This is a genomic window from Rubrivivax sp. JA1026 (assembly GCF_011065555.1).
Taxonomy (GTDB): domain Bacteria; phylum Pseudomonadota; class Gammaproteobacteria; order Burkholderiales; family Burkholderiaceae_C; genus Rubrivivax; species Rubrivivax benzoatilyticus.
This window is the reverse complement of the sequence record NZ_JAALCQ010000012.1, coordinates 109,397-125,458: the sequence shown is the minus strand read 5'-3', so window position 1 is coordinate 125,458 and position 16,062 is coordinate 109,397. Positions and strand designations below refer to the sequence as shown.

14 protein-coding genes are annotated in these 16,062 nt (G+C 69.3%); 13 read left to right on the top strand and 1 reads right to left on the bottom strand.

The genetic code is table 11. The features are described 5' to 3' along the window. Nucleotides 1–40: 40 nt before the first annotated feature. From G5B56_RS18565 to G5B56_RS18505, 13 genes are all read left to right on the top strand, one after another. Entirely contained in the window at nt 41–1,348 is a 1,308-nt protein-coding gene (locus tag G5B56_RS18565; protein WP_164964202.1) for an aspartate aminotransferase family protein, read from the top strand. A 26-nt stretch (nt 1,349–1,374) separates the two neighbouring features. Further along, entirely contained in the window at nt 1,375–2,676 is a 1,302-nt protein-coding gene (locus G5B56_RS18560; RefSeq protein WP_164964201.1) for an FAD-binding oxidoreductase, read from the top strand. Between the two features lie 12 nt (nt 2,677–2,688). After that, nucleotides 2,689–3,468 carry a gamma-glutamyl-gamma-aminobutyrate hydrolase family protein gene (locus G5B56_RS18555; RefSeq protein WP_164964200.1) on the top strand — a complete coding sequence of 260 codons (780 nt, stop codon included), beginning with the start codon at nt 2,689–2,691 and terminating at the stop codon, nt 3,466–3,468. A 63-nt stretch (nt 3,469–3,531) separates the two neighbouring features. Next, nucleotides 3,532–4,899 (top strand): glutamine synthetase family protein, encoded by a 1,368-nt coding sequence (locus G5B56_RS18550; RefSeq protein WP_009856938.1) that lies wholly within the window; start codon nt 3,532–3,534, stop codon nt 4,897–4,899. Between the two features lie 10 nt (nt 4,900–4,909). Next, nucleotides 4,910–6,292, top strand: coding sequence for an aspartate aminotransferase family protein (locus G5B56_RS18545; protein WP_164964199.1), 1,383 nt, complete (start codon nt 4,910–4,912; stop codon nt 6,290–6,292). An 80-nt stretch (nt 6,293–6,372) separates the two neighbouring features. Then, the gene (locus G5B56_RS18540; protein ID WP_009856940.1) at nt 6,373–7,449 is read left to right on the top strand and encodes a polyamine ABC transporter substrate-binding protein; all 1,077 of its coding nucleotides are present in this window, start codon (nt 6,373–6,375) and stop codon (nt 7,447–7,449) included. 156 nt (nt 7,450–7,605) lie between these two features. Continuing rightward, nucleotides 7,606–8,709: an ABC transporter ATP-binding protein gene (locus G5B56_RS18535; RefSeq protein ID WP_009856941.1), complete on the top strand. Its 1,104-nt coding sequence runs from the start codon at nt 7,606–7,608 to the stop codon at nt 8,707–8,709. An 8-nt stretch (nt 8,710–8,717) separates the two neighbouring features. After that, nucleotides 8,718–9,638: an ABC transporter permease subunit gene (locus G5B56_RS18530; RefSeq protein WP_037289828.1), complete on the top strand. Its 921-nt coding sequence runs from the start codon at nt 8,718–8,720 to the stop codon at nt 9,636–9,638. Then, on the top strand, nt 9,635–10,474 hold the full coding sequence (locus G5B56_RS18525; protein ID WP_164964198.1) for an ABC transporter permease subunit: 840 nt from the start codon (nt 9,635–9,637) through the stop codon (nt 10,472–10,474). The genes G5B56_RS18530 and G5B56_RS18525 overlap by 4 nt, the downstream gene beginning before the upstream one ends. Nucleotides 10,475–10,515: 41 nt before the next feature. Further along, nucleotides 10,516–11,889: a DUF3138 family protein gene (locus tag G5B56_RS18520; protein ID WP_009856944.1), complete on the top strand. Its 1,374-nt coding sequence runs from the start codon at nt 10,516–10,518 to the stop codon at nt 11,887–11,889. A 55-nt stretch (nt 11,890–11,944) separates the two neighbouring features. Further along, nucleotides 11,945–13,441 carry an aldehyde dehydrogenase gene (locus tag G5B56_RS18515; protein ID WP_164964197.1) on the top strand — a complete coding sequence of 499 codons (1,497 nt, stop codon included), beginning with the start codon at nt 11,945–11,947 and terminating at the stop codon, nt 13,439–13,441. Further along, the gene (locus tag G5B56_RS18510) at nt 13,438–14,733 is read left to right on the top strand and encodes a type III glutamate--ammonia ligase (RefSeq protein ID WP_164964196.1); all 1,296 of its coding nucleotides are present in this window, start codon (nt 13,438–13,440) and stop codon (nt 14,731–14,733) included. The genes G5B56_RS18515 and G5B56_RS18510 overlap by 4 nt, the downstream gene beginning before the upstream one ends. After that, nucleotides 14,733–15,668, top strand: coding sequence for a DMT family transporter (locus tag G5B56_RS18505; protein ID WP_164964195.1), 936 nt, complete (start codon nt 14,733–14,735; stop codon nt 15,666–15,668). Before G5B56_RS18510 ends, G5B56_RS18505 begins: the two co-directional genes overlap by 1 nt. 107 nt (nt 15,669–15,775) lie before the next feature. Here G5B56_RS18505 and G5B56_RS18500 read toward each other — a convergent pair whose 3' ends face one another. Further along, nucleotides 15,776–15,994, bottom strand: coding sequence for a glycine zipper 2TM domain-containing protein (locus tag G5B56_RS18500; RefSeq protein ID WP_009856948.1), 219 nt, complete (start codon nt 15,992–15,994; stop codon nt 15,776–15,778). Nucleotides 15,995–16,062: the final 68 nt, after the last annotated feature.

Here is a 16,062-nt window from a genome sequence, read left to right as displayed (position 1 = left end):
ACACCCGGCGCCAGCCTTGGCGCCACCCCGGAACACCGCCATGACTCAGGATCTTTCCGCCTACTGGATGCCCTTCACCGCCAACCGGCAGTTCAAGAAGGCTCCGCGCCTGCTGACCCGCTCGGAAGGCATGTACTACTGGGACGACCGTGGCCGCCAGATCCTCGATGGCGTGGCCGGCCTGTGGTGCGTCAACGCCGGCCACGCGCGCCCGAAGATCGTGCAGGCCATCCAGGCCCAGGCCGCCGAACTGGACTACGCGCCGCCGTTCCAGATGGCGCACCCCAAGGCGTTCGAGCTCGCCGACCGTCTCGCCAAGCTGGCACCGGCCGGGCTGGACCACGTCTTCTTCACGAACTCGGGCTCCGAGTCGGTCGAGACGGCGCTGAAGATCGCGCTGGCCTATCACCGCGCGCGCGGTGAAGGCAGCCGCACGCGGCTGATCGGCCGCGAGCGTGGTTACCACGGCGTCAACTTCGGCGGCATCTCGGTCGGCGGCATCGTCGGCAACCGCAAGGTCTTCGGCACGCTGCTGGGGGGTGTCGACCACATCCGCCACACCCACGACCCGGCGCGCAACGCCTTCAGCGTCGGCCAGCCCGCGCACGGCGCCGAACTCGCCGACGACCTGGAGCGCCTGGTCGCGCTGCACGACGCGTCGACGATCGCCGCGGTCATCGTCGAGCCGGTCGCCGGCTCCACCGGTGTGCTGCTGCCGCCCCAGGGCTACCTGCAGCGCCTGCGCGAGATCTGCGACCGCCACGGCATCCTGCTGATCTTCGACGAGGTCATCACCGGTTTCGGCCGCACCGGCCAGCCCTTCGCGGCACAGACCTTCGGCGTGACGCCGGACCTCGTGACGCTGGCCAAGGGCGTGACCAACGGCACCGTGCCGATGGGGGCCGTGCTCGTCAAGGACACGATCCACGACACCTTCATGAACGGGCCCGAGCACCTGATCGAGTTCGCCCACGGCTACACCTATTCCGGCCACCCGCTGGCCTGCGCCGCCGGCCTGGCGACACTCGACACCTACGCCGAGGAAGGCCTGCTGACCCGCGCCACCGAGCTCGGCGGCCACTTCGCGCAGGCGGTGCATTCGCTGAAGGGCGAGCCGCATGTCGTCGACGTGCGCAACGTCGGCTTCGTCGGCGGCATCGAGCTGGCCACGCGGCCGGGCGAGCCCGGCAAGCGCGCCTTCGACGCCTTCCTCGATTGCTACGAGCAGGGCGTGCTGATCCGCACCACCGGTGACGTCATCGCGCTGTCGCCGCCGCTGATCATCGAGACGGCGCAGATCGACCGCATCGTCGAGACGATCCGCACGGCCCTGCGCCGCCTGGCCTGACGCACGGACGCCCGGAGGCCGCCGCGATGCCGCTGCTCGACACGGACCAGGACCTGGCCCGCGACTCCTATTACGCGGCGACCGTGGCGCGTGGCCCCGGCCATGCACCGCTGGCCGGCACGACGAGCTGCGACGTCGCCGTCGTCGGCGGCGGTCTGGCCGGGCTGTCGGCGGCGCTGGAGCTGCGCCAGCGCGGCTTCGACGTCGTGCTGCTCGAAGGCCGCCAGCTCGCCTGGGGCGGCAGCGGCCGCAACGGCGGCCAGGCGATCCACGGCCTGGCCTGCGACCAGGCCACGATCGAGGCCCAGCTCGGCCTGGACGAAGCCAAGCGCGTCTGGGCGATGTCGATCGAGGCCCTGGACCTGATCCGCGAGCGCATCGCCCGCCACGGCATCGAATGCGAATGGCGCGACGGCTACCTGGGCCTGGCGACCAACGCCCGCAAGGGCGCCGAGCTCGCCGAATGGGCCGACCGCATGGACTCGGTCTACGGCTACCCGCTGACCCGCGTCGGCCACGCCGAGGTGCGCGACTGGATCGACAGCCCGCGATTCCACAGCGGCGTGCACGACCCGCGCTCCGGGCACCTGCATCCGCTGAAGTACGCGCTGGGCATCGCGCGCGCCGCCGCCGAGGCCGGCGTGCGCCTGCACGAACACAGCCCGGTGGTGTCGATGACGCCGGGCGAGCCGGCCGTGCTGCGCACCGCCGGCGGCGAGGTGCACGCCCGGCGCGTGCTGCTCGCCGGCAACGTGTACCTCTCGGGACTGGCGCCGGCGCTCGAGCCGCGCATCATGCCGGTCGGCACGTACATTGCGTGCAGCAGCGTGCTCGACGACGCGGTGGCCGACCGGCTGATCCCGTCGCGATCGGCGGTCTGCGACACCAACTTCGTGCTCGACTACTTCCGCACCACCGACGACAACCGCATGCTCTACGGCGGCCGCGTCAGCTACAGCACGCTGACGCCGTCCAACCTCGCACAGAGCATGCGCCAGCGCATGCTGCTGAGCTTCCCCCAGCTCGCGTCGGCCCAGGTCGACTACGCCTGGGGCGGTTTCGTCGACATCTCGATGAACCGCGCCCCCGACTTCGGCCGCCTCGCCGGCGCGCCCAACGTCTACTACCTGCAAGGTTTCTCCGGTCACGGCCTCGCGCTGACCGGGTTGGCCGGCCGCCTCGTCGCCGAGGCGATCGCCGGCGACGCGTCCCGCTTCGACGTCTTCGCCAGGCTGCGCCACCGGGCCTTCCCCGGCGGCCGGATGCTGCGTACACCCGCATTGGTGCTCGGCATGGCCTGGTATAGGCTGCGAGACATCCTCGGCTGACCCCCGTACTTCATGAGCCAACGCCCGCCCGTCGTTCTCGTCACCAGCTGCAATCGCCCTTCCGGCGAACACCCGTTCCACGTCGCCGGACGCAAGTACGTCGACGCCGTGCGCCTCGCCGGCGCCTTGCCGCTGATCGCACCGCCCTTCGGACCCGACGAGATCGACGCGCTGCTGGACACCTGCGACGGCGTCCTGCTGACGGGCTCGCAATCCAACGTGCACCCCTCGCATTTCAACGAGACGGTGCTCGACCCAACGCTACCGCTGGACCCGGAGCGCGACGCCTGGACGCTGCCGCTGATCCGGCGGGCGCTCGAACGCGGCGTGCCGCTGTTCGGCATCTGCCGCGGTTTCCAGGAGGTCAACGTCGCGCTCGGCGGCACGCTGTACCAGGCGGTGCACCAGGCCGAGGGCCGCCACGACCACCGCGCGCCGGCCGACCAGCCGGCGGCGATTCAGTACGACCTGGCGCACCGTGTCGACGTCGTCGCCGGCGGCGTGCTGGCGGCGATCACCGGGCGCGAGCACTTCGAGGTCAACTCGGTGCACGGCCAGGGCGTCTGCCGGCTCGCGCCCGGCCTGCGCGCCGAGGCCCATGCGCCCGACGGTCTCGTCGAAGCCTTCACCCTGCCCGCCGCGCCGGGCTTCAACCTCTGCGTCCAGTGGCACCCCGAGTGGCGTGCCGCGGACAACCCCGTCTCGGTCCAGCTCTTCACCGCGTTCGGCGTCGCCGTGCGTGCCTACCGCGACCGGGTGCGCGGGCCCTTGCCTCGCGTCCCTGCCGCTTGAACGACAGGGTTTCGTGCGCCGCCCCTTCGATCGCGGCGCGCCGACAGCGAAGACAGGTACCCCATGGTCAAGAAAGATCCCTACACCTTCAGCGAGCTCGAACAGTGGCTCGACAAGAACCGCGTCACCGAGATCGAGTGCCTGGTGCCCGACCTCACCGGCGTGGCCCGCGGCAAGATCCTGCCGCGCGAGAAGTTCACCGAAGACCGCGGCATGCGGCTGCCCGAGGCCATCGTCGCGATGGGCGTGACCGGCGAGTTCCCCGAGGAGGGGCCGTACTACGACGTCATCACGCCGACCGACCGCGACATGCACCTGCAGCCGGACCCGACGACGGTGCGCATCGTGCCCTGGGCGAGCGACCCGACGGCACAGGTCATCCACGACTGCTACGACCGCGAAGGCAAGCTCGTGCCGTTCGCGCCGCGTTCGGTGCTGCGCCGCGTCTGCGACCTGTACGCCGATCTCGGGCTGGAGCCGGTGGTGGCGCCCGAGCTCGAGTTCTATCTCGTGGCGCGCAACACCGACCCCGACGTGCCGCTGAAGCCGCCGGTCGGCCGCAGCGGCCGCAGCGAGACCTCGCGCCAGGCGTATTCGATCGACGCGGTCAACGAGTTCGACCCGCTGTTCGAGGACGTCTACGACTACTGCGAGAAGATGGGCCTGAACGTGGACACGCTGATCCACGAGATCGGCGCCGGGCAGATGGAGATCAACTTCTTCCACGCCCACCCGCTGGGCCTGGCCGACGAGGTCTTCCTCTTCAAGCGCACGGTGCGCGAGGCGGCGCTGCGCCACGACATGTTCGCGACCTTCATGGCCAAGCCGATCGCCGGCGAGCCGGGCAGCGCGATGCACGTGCACCAGAGCATCGTGCGCAAGAGCGACGGCCGCAACATCTTCAGCAACGACGACGGCACGCCGAGCAAGGAGTTCTACTGGTACATCGGCGGCCTGCAGAAATACATCCCGGCGGCGATGGCGCTGTTCGCCCCCTACGTCAACAGCTACCGCCGGCTGGCGCGCTTCACCGCGGCGCCGATCAACATCCAGTGGGGCACCGACAACCGCACCGTCGGCATCCGCAGCCCGGTGGCGTCGCCGAACGCGCGCCGCATCGAGAACCGCGTCATCGGCGCGGACGCCAACCCGTACGTCGCGCTGGCCGCGACGCTGGCCTGCGGCTGGCTCGGCATCCAGCACCGCATCGAGCCCTCGGCCGAGTGCAAGGGCGACGCCTACCTCGGCGAGTACGCCCTGCCCCGCAGCCTGGGCGAGGCGCTGACGCTGCTGCGCGACGAGCGCGAGCTCGCGCGTGTGCTCGGCGAGGACTTCATCACCGTCTACACCGAGGTGAAGGAGATCGAGCACGCCGAATTCATGAAGGTGATCTCGCCCTGGGAGCGTGAACACCTGCTGCTCCACGTCTGAAGGAAGCCCGATGTCCACGCAACGCACCACCCGGGAATGGCAGGCCGCCGACGCGGCGCACTTCCTGCACCCGTTCACCGACTTCCAGGCGCTGTCGCGCAAGGGAGCGCGCGTCATCGAACGCGCCGAGAACATCTACCTCTGGGACACCGAGGGCCACAAGATCCTCGACGCGATGAGCGGGCTGTGGTGCGTCAACGTCGGCTACGGCCAGCAGGCGCTGGTCGACGCCGCGACCGCGCAGCTCAAGCAGCTGCCGTTCTACAACGCCTTCTTCCAGACCGCGACGCCGCCGGCCATCGAGCTGGCCGAGCTGCTGGCCGAGGTGACGCCGCCGCAGTTCCAGCACGTCTTCTTCAGCGGCTCGGGCAGCGAAGGCAACGACACCGTCGTGCGCATGGTGCGCCGCTACTGGGACCTGCTCGGCCAGCCCGAGCGCCAGGTCATCATCAGCCGCGACAACGCCTATCACGGCTCGACGATGGCCGGCGCCTCGCTGGGCGGCATGAGCGGCATGCACGCCCAGGGCGGGCTGCCGATCCCCGGCATCGTGCACATCGGCCAGCCCTACTGGCACGAACACGGCAAGGGCCTGTCGCGCGACGAGTTCGGCCTCGTCGCCGCACGCTGGCTCGAAGCCAAGATCCTCGAGCTCGGCCCCGAGCGAGTCGCCGCCTTCATCGGCGAGCCGATCCAGGGCGCCGGCGGCGTCATCATCCCGCCGGCGACCTACTGGCCCGAAGTCCAGCGCATCTGCGACCAGTACGGCATCCTGCTGGTCAGCGACGAGGTCATCTGCGGCTTCGGCCGCACCGGCCGCTGGTTCGGCTGCGAGACCATGGGCACCAAGCCCGACCTGATGACCTTCGCCAAGGGCGTGACCAGCGGCTACGTGCCGCTGGGCGGCGTGATGGTCGGCGAGCGCATCGCCAAGGTGCTGATCGAGAAGGGCGGCGAGTTCAACCACGGCTACACCTACAGCGGCCACCCGGTGGCCTGCGCGGTGGCCCTGGCCAACATCAAGCTGATGCGCGAGCTCAAGCTCGTCGAGCACGTGCGCGACGACGTCGGCCCGTATCTTGCGAGTCAGTTCGCGACGCTGCGCGACCATCCGCTGGTCGCCGACGCGGAAAGCTGCGGGCTGATGGGGGCGATCCTGCTGGCCAAAGACAAGGCGACGGGCACGCCCTTCCCCGAGTCCGTGGAGATCGGCATGGTCTGCCGGGGCCACTGCTTCCGCGAAGGCCTGATCATGCGGGCGGTCGGTGACCGGATGATCATCGCGCCCCCGCTCGTGATCACCCGGCAGCAGATCGACGAGATGATGGGTCTGATCCGTCGTTGCCTGGATCTGACGCTTGCCGACGCCAAGGCGGGCGGCTGGCTGTCCTAGCTGTCTTAGACTCGCGCGCTGTTCACGACAATCCCCACCCCTTCGGAGGTTCCCTCATGAACTTGAAGTCCGTCCTAGCGATGGCAGGCTTGGCCCTGGCCTGCTCGTCCGTGTTCGCCCAGGAAGAAGAAAAGATCCTGAACGTCTACAACTGGTCGGACTACATCGCCGAGGACACGATCCGCAACTTCGAGAAGGAAACCGGGATCAAGGTCCGGTACGACAACTTCGACAACAACGAGATCGTGCACGCCAAGCTGGTGGCGGGCAAGACGGGCTACGACATCGTCGTGCCGTCGTCCAACTGGGCCAAGCTGCAGCTCGAAGGCGGCCTGCTGCGCAAGCTGGACAAGGCGCAGATCCCGAACCTGAAGAACCTCGACCCGGCGGTGCAGGCGGCACTGGCCAAGATGGATCCGGGCAACGAGTACATGGTCGACTGGCTGTGGGGCTACACGACGGTCGGCATCAACGTCGACAAGGTCAAGGCGGCGCTGGGCTCGATGCCGATGCCCGACAACGCCTGGGACCTGGTCTTCAAGCCCGAGTACATCTCCAAGCTCAAGAGCTGCGGCGTCAGCTTCCTGGACTCGGCCTCCGAGGTCGTGCCCGCGGCGCTGCACTACCTGGGCAAGCCCTCGTTCAGCAAGACGCCGAGCGACTACGCCGCGGCCGGCCAGCTGCTGAAGAGCGTGCGACCGCACATCACGCTGTTCAGCTCGTCGGGCTACATCAACGACATGGCCAACGGCTCGATCTGCCTGGCGCTGGGCTGGTCGGGTGACATCAACATCGCGCGCCAGCGGGCGATCGACGGCAAGACCGGCCAGAAGATCGAGGCGCTGATCCCGAAGACCGGCGGCCTGCTGTTCTTCGACGTGATGGTGATCCCGGCGGACGCGCCGCGTCCGGGCAACGCGCACAAGTTCATCAACTACATCCTGCGCCCCGAGGTGCACGCGTCGCTGACCAACAAGGTCTTCTACGCCAACCCGAACGCCGAGTCGCGCAAGTTCGTCAAGCCCGAAGTGGCCAACAATCCGACGGTCTTCCTGTCACCCTCGGACATGGCCCGCATGGTTTCGCCGGACTCGCTGAACAACGACCTGCGCCGGCTGATGACCCGGACCTTCACCTCGTTCAAGACGGGGATGTAGCCCCCGGGATTTGAGCCCCCCGTAGCGCCTGCGGCGCTCCCCCCCCCGAGGGGGGGCGCCGCCAGCGGACCGGCGGAGCCGGTCCGCAGCGGCAGCTTGACTCGCTTTCCGCTCGTTCTTTTTCCTTCTTCAGACAGACACAGGCCCGCCGCTGAGATGGTTGCCACCGACAAAGAAAAGCAGTTCCTGCAGATCCAGGACGTCGTCAAGGACTTCGACGGTCACCGTGCCGTCAACCACGCCAACGTCGACATCGCCAAGGGCGAGATCTTCGCCCTGCTCGGCCCCTCGGGCTGCGGCAAGAGCACGCTGCTGCGCATGCTCGCCGGCTTCGAGACGCCGACCTCCGGGCGCATCCTGCTGAACGGCGTCGACCTGGCGACGCTGCCGCCGTACGAGCGGCCGATGAACATGATGTTCCAGAGCTACGCGCTCTTCCCGCACCTGACGGTGTGGGAGAACATCGCTTTCGGCCTGCGCCGCGAAGGCCAGCCCAAGGATCGCATCGCCGAACGTGTCGAGGCCATGCTCAAGCTGGTGCAGTTGGGCAAGTACGCCCAGCGCAAGCCGCACCAGCTCTCCGGCGGCCAGCAGCAGCGTGTCGCGCTGGCGCGCAGCCTGGCCAAGCAGCCGCAACTGCTGCTGCTCGACGAGCCGATGGGCGCGCTCGACAAGAAGCTGCGCGAACAGACCCAGATCGAGCTCGTCAACATCATCGAGCAGGTCGGCGTGACCTGCGTGATGGTCACCCACGACCAGGAAGAGGCGATGACGATGGCCACCCGCCTGGCCATCATGTCCGAAGGCCGCTTCCTGCAGGTCGGCGCCCCCAGCGAGATCTACGAGACGCCGGCGACGCGCTTCGTCGCCGACTTCATCGGCAACGTCAACCTGATGGACGGCACGCTGACCGTCGACGAGCCCGACCACGTCGTCATCGACTGCGCCGACTGCCGCCACTTCGTCGGCCACGGCATCACCGGCACCGAGGGCATGCCGGTCACGGTGGCCCTGCGCCCCGAGAAGATCCACATCTCGCACCACCAGCCGGCCGAGCACGAGTTCAACTGCGCCCCCGGCAAGATCAAGGAGCTGTCGTACTTCGGCATGTTCACCGTCTATCACGTCGTGCTGCCCAGCGGCGCGCTGATCAAGGTGAGCGTGGCCAACACGCAGCGTCACCGCGACGAGAGCTACACCTGGGGCGACGAGGTCTGGGTGCACTGGTCTCGTTCGGCCCACGTCGTCCTCACCCAGTGAGCGCGGCCGTGCAACGTCTGAAGTCCTGGTTCAACGGCCGGCAGCTCGTCATCGCGCTGCCGTACGCGTTCCTGCTGCTGTTCTTCCTGTTCCCGTTCCTGATCGTCGGCAAGATCAGCGTCTCCGAGATGGAGACGGTCGCGTTCAAGGACGTGATCAGCTTCGCCGACGGCGTCTTCCAGCTGACGCTGAAGTTCGGCAACTACCTCTACATCGCCGAGGACAGCCTCTACTTCCGCACCTACCTGAGCAGCGTGCAGTACGCGGCGACGACGACGCTGCTGTGCCTGGCCATCGGCTACCCGTTCGCCTACTTCATGGCACGCGCGCGCAGCACGGTGCAGCCGGCGCTGCTGATGCTGGTGATGCTGCCGTTCTGGACCTCGTTCCTGCTGCGCGTCTACGCCTGGAAGGGTCTGCTGAGCGACGGCGGCGTCGTCGCCCAGTTCGTCGTCGGCATCGGCCTGGACCAGTTGCTGGCCGCCATCGGCCTGATCCCGGCGCCGGGCAAGCTGATGAACACGCCGTTCTCGCTGATCCTCGGCATGGTCTACACCTACCTGCCGTTCATGATCCTGCCGCTGTACGCCAACCTGTCCAAGATGGACCTGCGGCTGCTGGAGGCGGCGGCCGACCTCGGCGCCTCGCCCTGGGTGGCCTTCTGGAAGATCACCGTGCCGCTGTCCAAGGCCGGGATCATCGCCGGCTCGATGCTGGTGTTCATCCCCTGCGTCGGCGAGTACGTGATCCCCGAACTGCTCGGCGGCCCCGAGACGCTGATGATCGGCCGCGTCATCTGGGACGAGTTCTTCTCCAACAACGACTGGCCGATGGCCTCGAGCGTCGCGGTCATCATGATCCTGCTGATCATCGTGCCGCTGGCGATCTTCAACAAATACCAGGCCGAAGCCCAGGAGGCACAGCGATGAAGCCTTCGCGTTTCAACCTGTGGTTCGGGCGCGCCTGGCTGGCGGCGGGCTACACCTTCCTGTTCGTGCCCATCGTCGCGCTGGTCGTCTACTCGTTCAACGACTCGCCGCTGCCCAACGTCTGGCGCGGCTTCACGCTGCGCTGGTACCAGTCGCTGATCCACGACACCGAGATCATCTCGGGGCTGTGGCTGAGCCTCAAGGTCGCCTTCCTGACGGCCTGTGGCTCGGTCGTGCTGGGCACCTTGGCGGCCTTCGTGCTCGTCAAGTACAAGCGCTTCTTCGGCCGCACCGTGTTCTCCGGCATGGTCAATGCGCCGCTCGTGATGCCCGAGGTCGTCGTCGGCCTGTCGCTGCTGCTGATGCTGGTCAGCGTGCAGCGTGCGCTGGGCTTCCCCGAACGCGGCCTGACGACGATCTGGATCGGCCACCTGCTGCTCGGCATGGCCTACGCGACGGTGGTCGTGCAGTCGCGGCTGCAGGACCTGAACCCGCGGCTGGAGGAGGCGGCGATGGACCTCGGCGCCCGCCCGGCCCAGGTCTTCTGGCTGGTGACGCTGCCGATGATCGGCCAGTCGCTGGTCTCGGCCTGGCTGCTGACTTTCACGATCTCGCTGGACGACGTCGTGCTGTCGAACTTCCTGTCCGGCCCCGGGGCGACGACGATGCCGCTGGTCATCTTCTCGCGCGCCCGCCTGGGGCTGAACCCGAGCGTCAACGCCGTCGCCGCAATCACCGTCGCCGTCGTCGCGATCGGCGTGATCGTCGCCAGCTACGTCATTGCCCGTCGCGAGCGCCAGCGTCTGCTGGACCTGGCCGCCGCGTCCCGCGCCTGAGCATCGAACCGGATCCGAAGACCACCCGAGGAGGAATCCTGATGAAGCCCGTCCGCCTGACCGCCCTCGTCATCGCGATCGGGGCCGCCTTCCCCGCGGCCGCCCAGAGCAACGAGGAACTGCTGAAGGAACTGCGTGCGCTGCGCGACCGCGTCGGCGAACTCGAGAAGAAGCTCGCCGCGCAGCCCGCGGCCGCGCCGCAGCCCGGCCAGTGGGGCATGACGCCCGAGCAGGCGCAGGAGCTGGCGCGCATCGGCACCAAGGCCGAGGCGCTGCAGGACGACCTCGAGATGCAGGGCTTCAAGGGCCTGAAGATCAGTGGCCAGATCGACCCGACCTGGATCTACAACCGCCGCGCCGACAACGCGTCCTTCGTGCTGCTCAACGGCGAGGACGGCCGCTACACCTACGACAACTCGTACTTCGGCATGGCCGTGCTCGATTTCCTGAAGGAGACCGAGGGCGGCACGATCTGGCACCTGACGCTGGCGCCCGAACGCGGCACCGGCGCGCTGACCAACGGCGGCTCGATCGTGCACGAGGCCTCGGTGTCGATCCCGTTGGGCGACCTGCAGAACCGCCTCTGGGTGGGCCAGATCCCCGACTGGACCGGTTACGAGATGACACTGCCCGACGGCAACAAGCTTGTCACCCACAACCTGCTGTTCGACTTCATGGCGCCGACGTCGTACACCGGCGCGGTCTACGAACTGACCAGCGGCAAGTGGGTGGCCAAGGTCGGCCTGGCCAACTTCAACACGCCGCGCCAGGGCCGGGGCCAGAAGTCGCCGTCGCTGATCTACCGCGTCGACTACTCGAAGGGCGAGTTCAGCGGCTTCGGCTTCACCGGCCTGCACGGCAAGACCGTCAACTACGCCGCCGACGGCACCGACGCCGAAGGCGAGCGCACCCAGGTCCACCTGCTCGAAGCCGACGCCTACTACACGCGGGGCGACCTCTCGCTGTTCGGCCAGATCAGCTACGGCCAGCAGAAGAAGGCCGCGATCTACCAGGAGGACGGCCCGCGCGACGCACGCTGGTGGGGCCTGTCGACGACCGCGGCCTACAAGATCACGCCGCGTCTGGAAGGCGTGGTGCGCGCCGACTACATCCACAACCGCAAGAACGGCGGCGGCCTGCTCGGCTACAGCTTCGACGACGGTGCCAACGGCATCGGCCGGGCGCTCAGCGGCTACGACGAAGACGGCAATCCGATCGTCGTCGGCGATCCGTCCAAGGGCGCCAACCGCTACGCGCTGACGGTCGGCGGCAACTACCTCTACGACGAGAACACGATCTTCAAGCTCGAGTACCGCTACGACGGTGCCTCGCTGGCCGTGTTCGAGGACGTGAAGGACGGCAGCTACCGCAAGAACAACCACCTGCTCGGCGCCTCGGTGGTCGTCAAGTTCTGACGCCGCGCCCCCCGGCGGGCCGGCACGGCCCGTGCCGAGCCCTCCAGGAGACGCGATGACTTCCTCTACCCCGAACTGGCACGAACGTGCCGCGGCGCTGGCTTTCGACGGCCGCGCGCTGATCGACGGCCAGCGCATTGCCGGAGCCTCCGGCGAGACCTTCGAGAAACGCTCGCCGATCGACGGCCGCCGCCTCGGCGACGTGGTGCGCGGCCGCGCCGAGGACGTGGACCGCGCGGTGGCTGCGGCCCGCGCGGCCTTCGACGACCGCCGCTGGGCCGGCAAGGCCCCGGCGGTGCGCAAGAAGATCCTGCAGCGTTTCGCCGACGCCATCCTCGCCGCCAAGGACGAGCTGGCCCTGCTCGAGACGCTGGACATGGGCAAGCCGATCCGCTGGTCGCTTGCCGTCGACGTGCCGGCGACGGCACGCTGCATCGCCTGGTACGCCGAGGCGGTGGACAAGGTCTACGACGAGATCGCGCCGACCGCCGACAACGCGCTGGCGCTGATCACGCGCGAGCCGATGGGCGTCGTCGGGGCGATCGTGCCCTGGAACTACCCGATGATCATGGCCGCCTGGAAACTCGGGCCGGCGCTGGCGGCGGGCAACTCGGTGGTGCTGAAGCCCAGCGAGAAGAGCCCGTACACCGCGCTGCGCCTGGCCGAGATCGCCATCGAGGCCGGGCTGCCGCCGGGTGTCTTCAACGTCGTGCCGGGTTACGGCGGTGAAGCCGGCGAGGCGCTGGCGCTGCACCCCGACGTCGACGCGATCGGCTTCACCGGCAGCACGCGCATCGGCCGGCGCATGCTGGAGTACGCGGGCCGCTCCAACCTGAAGCGCGTCTACAACGAGCTGGGCGGCAAGTCGGCATTCCTCGTCTTCCCCGACGCCGACCTGGGCCGCGCCGCCGAGACGGTGGCCGACAGCATCTTCTTCAACCAGGGCGAGAGCTGCAACGCACCGTCGCGCCTGCTGGTGCACGACAGCATCGCCGACGAGTTCGCCGCGCGCGTGGCGGCGCTGGCGCCCAGGTTCACGCCGGCCGACCCGCTGGAGCCCTCGACCGTGATGGGCGCGCTGGTCGACGAGCAGCAGATGGCCACCGTGCTCGGCTACATCGACGCCGGCCTGGCCGAAGGCGCGAGCTGCCTGGCCGGCGGCCGGCGCGCGCGCGCCGACAGCGGCGGCTTCTACGTCGAGCCGACGGTCTTCGCCGGCGTGACGAACACGATGCGCATCGCCCGCGAGGAGATCTTCGGCCCGGTGCTGTCGGTGCTGCGCTTCGCCGACGAGGCCGAGGCGGTGGCGATGGCCAACGCCAGCGCCTACGGCCTGCAGGCCAGCGTCTGGAGCGACAACGTGCACCGCGCGCACCGCGTCGCGCGTGCGCTGCGCGCCGGCACCGTGCACGTCAACCAGTACGACGAGGACGACATCACCGTCCCGTTCGGGGGCTACAAGCAGAGCGGCAACGGCCGCGACAAGAGCCTGCACGCCTTCGACAAGTACACCGAGTTGAAGACCACCTGGCTGCGCATCAACCCGGCATGAAGCCGCTGCGCGAGCGGCTCGAGGCCGCCGGCGTGCACACGCTGCTGCTGCAGTTCACCGACGTGCACGGCGTCGCCAAGGGCAAGCTCGTGCCGCTGGCGCACCTGGACGAGGTGCTCGCCACCGGCGCCGGTTTCGCCGGGCCGTCGATCTGGGGCACGGCGCTGCCGCGCTGCGGCCCGCGCTCCGAGTACTACGCCCGCGGCGACGCCGCGACCGCCCTGCCCTTGCCGTGGTGGCCGGGGGTCGCGCGCCTGGTCGGCGACGGTTTCGTGGCCGGCGAACCCTTCGACGCCTGTCCGCGCCAGGTGCTGCGCCGCGCGCGCGAGCGTCTGGCCGCGCACGGGCTCGCGATGCAGACCGGCATCGAGCCCGAGTTCTTCCTGCTGAAGCGCGACGCCGCAGGCCGCTGGCTGCCGGCCGACGACGCCGACCGCCTGGACAAGCCCTCCTACGACCTGAAGTCGCTGCCGCGCCAGCATGGGTTTCTGCACGCGCTGTCTTCCGCGCTGGCCGACGCCGGGCTGGACGTGCTGCAGATCGACCACGAGGACGCCCACGGCCAGTACGAAGTCAACTTCGGCCACGACGAGGCACTGGCGAGCTGCGACCACCTGATGCTGTTCAAGCTCGCCGCGCATGCACTGGCCGAGGAGCGTGGGCTCGTCTTCTCGATGATGCCCAAGCCCTTCGCCGACCAGCCGGGCAGCGGGCTGCACCTCCACGTCTCGCTGTGGCGCGGCGCCGAGCCGGCGGCCGAGCTGCTGCCGGCCTTCGTCGCCGGTGTGCTGGCCCATGCACCTGCGCTGGCCGCGCTCGCCGCGCCGACCGTCAACTCGTACAAGCGGCTGACCGTCGGCGAATCGTTGTCGGGCACGACCTGGGCGCCGGCCTGCATCGCCCACGGGCCGAACAACCGCACCGCGCTCGTGCGCACCCTGCCCGGCCGCTTCGAGTGGCGGCTGCCCGACGCCAGCGCCAACCCATACCTGGCCACCGCAGGGCTGATCGCCGCCGGGCTCGACGGCCTCGAACGCGGCCTGGTGCCGCCGCCGGCCGTCGACGACGACCTGTTCGCGCTCGACCTGGCGACGATCCGCGCACGCGGCATCGGCCTGCTGCCGCAGTCGCTGGCCGAGGCGCTGGACGCGCTGGCCGCCGACCCGGTGGTGCTGGGCGCGCTCGGGCCCACGCTGGGCCCGGAGTTCCTGCGCCTCAAACGCGCCGAATGGACCGAGTACGCGCGCCACGTCAGCGGCTGGGAACTGGAGCGCTACGCCGCGGCTTTTTGATGACCTCGCCTCGTGTTCCGCTGCTGGCCTATGCCTGCCTGGCCTCCGGCATGGCGCTGGTCGGCTGCTATGTCGGCCTGTCGCGGCTGCTCGTCGCGGCGCTGCCCGTCTTTCTGCTTGCCTGGCTGAGGTTCGGCATCGCCGCGGTGGCGATGGCGCACTGGGTCAAGCGCCCGGCCGACGAAGCGCCCTTGTCGGCGCACGACCGCAAGCTGCTGTTCTGGGAGAGTTTTCTCGGCAACTTCCTGTTCAGCATCTGCATGCTGTTCGGCGTCAAGGCGACCTCGGCGCTGGCCGCCGGTGTCGTGATGGCGGCAATCCCCGCCGCGGTGGCGATCCTGTCGCGGATCTTCCTCGGCGAACGCATCTCGCGCCGCGTGATGGCGGCCATCGTGCTGGCCGTGGCCGGCATCGCGCTGCTGGCGCTGGCCAAGGCGCCGGCCGGCAGCGCCGAGGCCGAGGCCCCTTGGTGGGGCTACGCGCTGCTGCTGGGCGCCGTGGTCTGCGAAGCGAGCTACGTCGTCATCGGCAAACGCCTCACCGGCAACGTCTCGCCCAAGCGCATCAGCGCGCTGATCAACCTCTGGGGGCTGGCGCTGGTCACGCCGTTCGGCGTCTGGCAGGCGCTCAGTTTCGACTTCGGCGCCGTCGCGCCGTCGACCTGGGCGCTGCTGGTGTTCTACGCCATCGCCGCCAGCATGGTGACGGTCTGGCTGTGGATGGCCGGGCTGCGCCACGTGCCGGCGTCGCAGGCGGGGGTGTTCACCGTGATGCTGCCGGTTGCCGCCGCACTGGTCGGCGTCGTCTTCCTCGGCGAGCACTTCGGCGCCAGCCATGCCTGGGCATTTGCGCTGGCGCTGGGCGGGCTGTTGCTCGCCACCTGGCCGGCGCGGCAGGGGGCAGCGGCAGGGGTCAGCGGTAGGGGTCAGCGGTAGGGGTCAGCGGTAGGGGTCAGCGGTAGGGGTCAGCGGTAGGGGTCAGCGGTAGGGGTCAGGTCCCGAGGGACCTGACCCCGGCCTTTCCGGCCTTTCTGACCCCAGCCTCATTTCTTGCCCTTGCTGGTCTCGTGGCCGATGACGCCACCGACCGCGGCGCCGCCGATCGTGCCGGCCGCGCTGCCGCCGGTCAGCACCGAGCCGGCGACACCGCCGATGCCGGCGCCGATCGCGGTGTCGCGCTGCTGGGTCGTCATGCCGGAGCACCCGGCGAGCGCCACGGCGGCCACAACGCTGGCAATGGCGAGAGGGCGTGTCGTGTTCATGGTTCCACTCCTTGCAGGATCCGGGGCTCGGTGGCCCCGATGGAACCAGTGTGGAACACCGCCGGTGC

Coding starts and splice junctions, on each gene's coding strand:
- G5B56_RS18520 (WP_009856944.1), top strand. CDS start 10,516: ATGAAGCCCGTCCGCCTGACCGCCCTCGTCATCGCGATCGGGGCCGCC.
- G5B56_RS18505 (WP_164964195.1), top strand. CDS start 14,733: ATGACCTCGCCTCGTGTTCCGCTGCTGGCCTATGCCTGCCTGGCCTCC.
- G5B56_RS18540 (WP_009856940.1), top strand. CDS start 6,373: ATGGCAGGCTTGGCCCTGGCCTGCTCGTCCGTGTTCGCCCAGGAAGAA.
- G5B56_RS18510 (WP_164964196.1), top strand. CDS start 13,438: ATGAAGCCGCTGCGCGAGCGGCTCGAGGCCGCCGGCGTGCACACGCTG.
- G5B56_RS18515 (WP_164964197.1), top strand. CDS start 11,945: ATGACTTCCTCTACCCCGAACTGGCACGAACGTGCCGCGGCGCTGGCT.
- G5B56_RS18500 (WP_009856948.1), bottom strand. CDS start 15,994: ATGAACACGACACGCCCTCTCGCCATTGCCAGCGTTGTGGCCGCCGTG.
- G5B56_RS18565 (WP_164964202.1), top strand. CDS start 41: ATGACTCAGGATCTTTCCGCCTACTGGATGCCCTTCACCGCCAACCGG.
- G5B56_RS18560 (WP_164964201.1), top strand. CDS start 1,375: ATGCCGCTGCTCGACACGGACCAGGACCTGGCCCGCGACTCCTATTAC.
- G5B56_RS18550 (WP_009856938.1), top strand. CDS start 3,532: ATGGTCAAGAAAGATCCCTACACCTTCAGCGAGCTCGAACAGTGGCTC.
- G5B56_RS18525 (WP_164964198.1), top strand. CDS start 9,635: ATGAAGCCTTCGCGTTTCAACCTGTGGTTCGGGCGCGCCTGGCTGGCG.
- G5B56_RS18535 (WP_009856941.1), top strand. CDS start 7,606: ATGGTTGCCACCGACAAAGAAAAGCAGTTCCTGCAGATCCAGGACGTC.
- G5B56_RS18545 (WP_164964199.1), top strand. CDS start 4,910: ATGTCCACGCAACGCACCACCCGGGAATGGCAGGCCGCCGACGCGGCG.
- G5B56_RS18555 (WP_164964200.1), top strand. CDS start 2,689: ATGAGCCAACGCCCGCCCGTCGTTCTCGTCACCAGCTGCAATCGCCCT.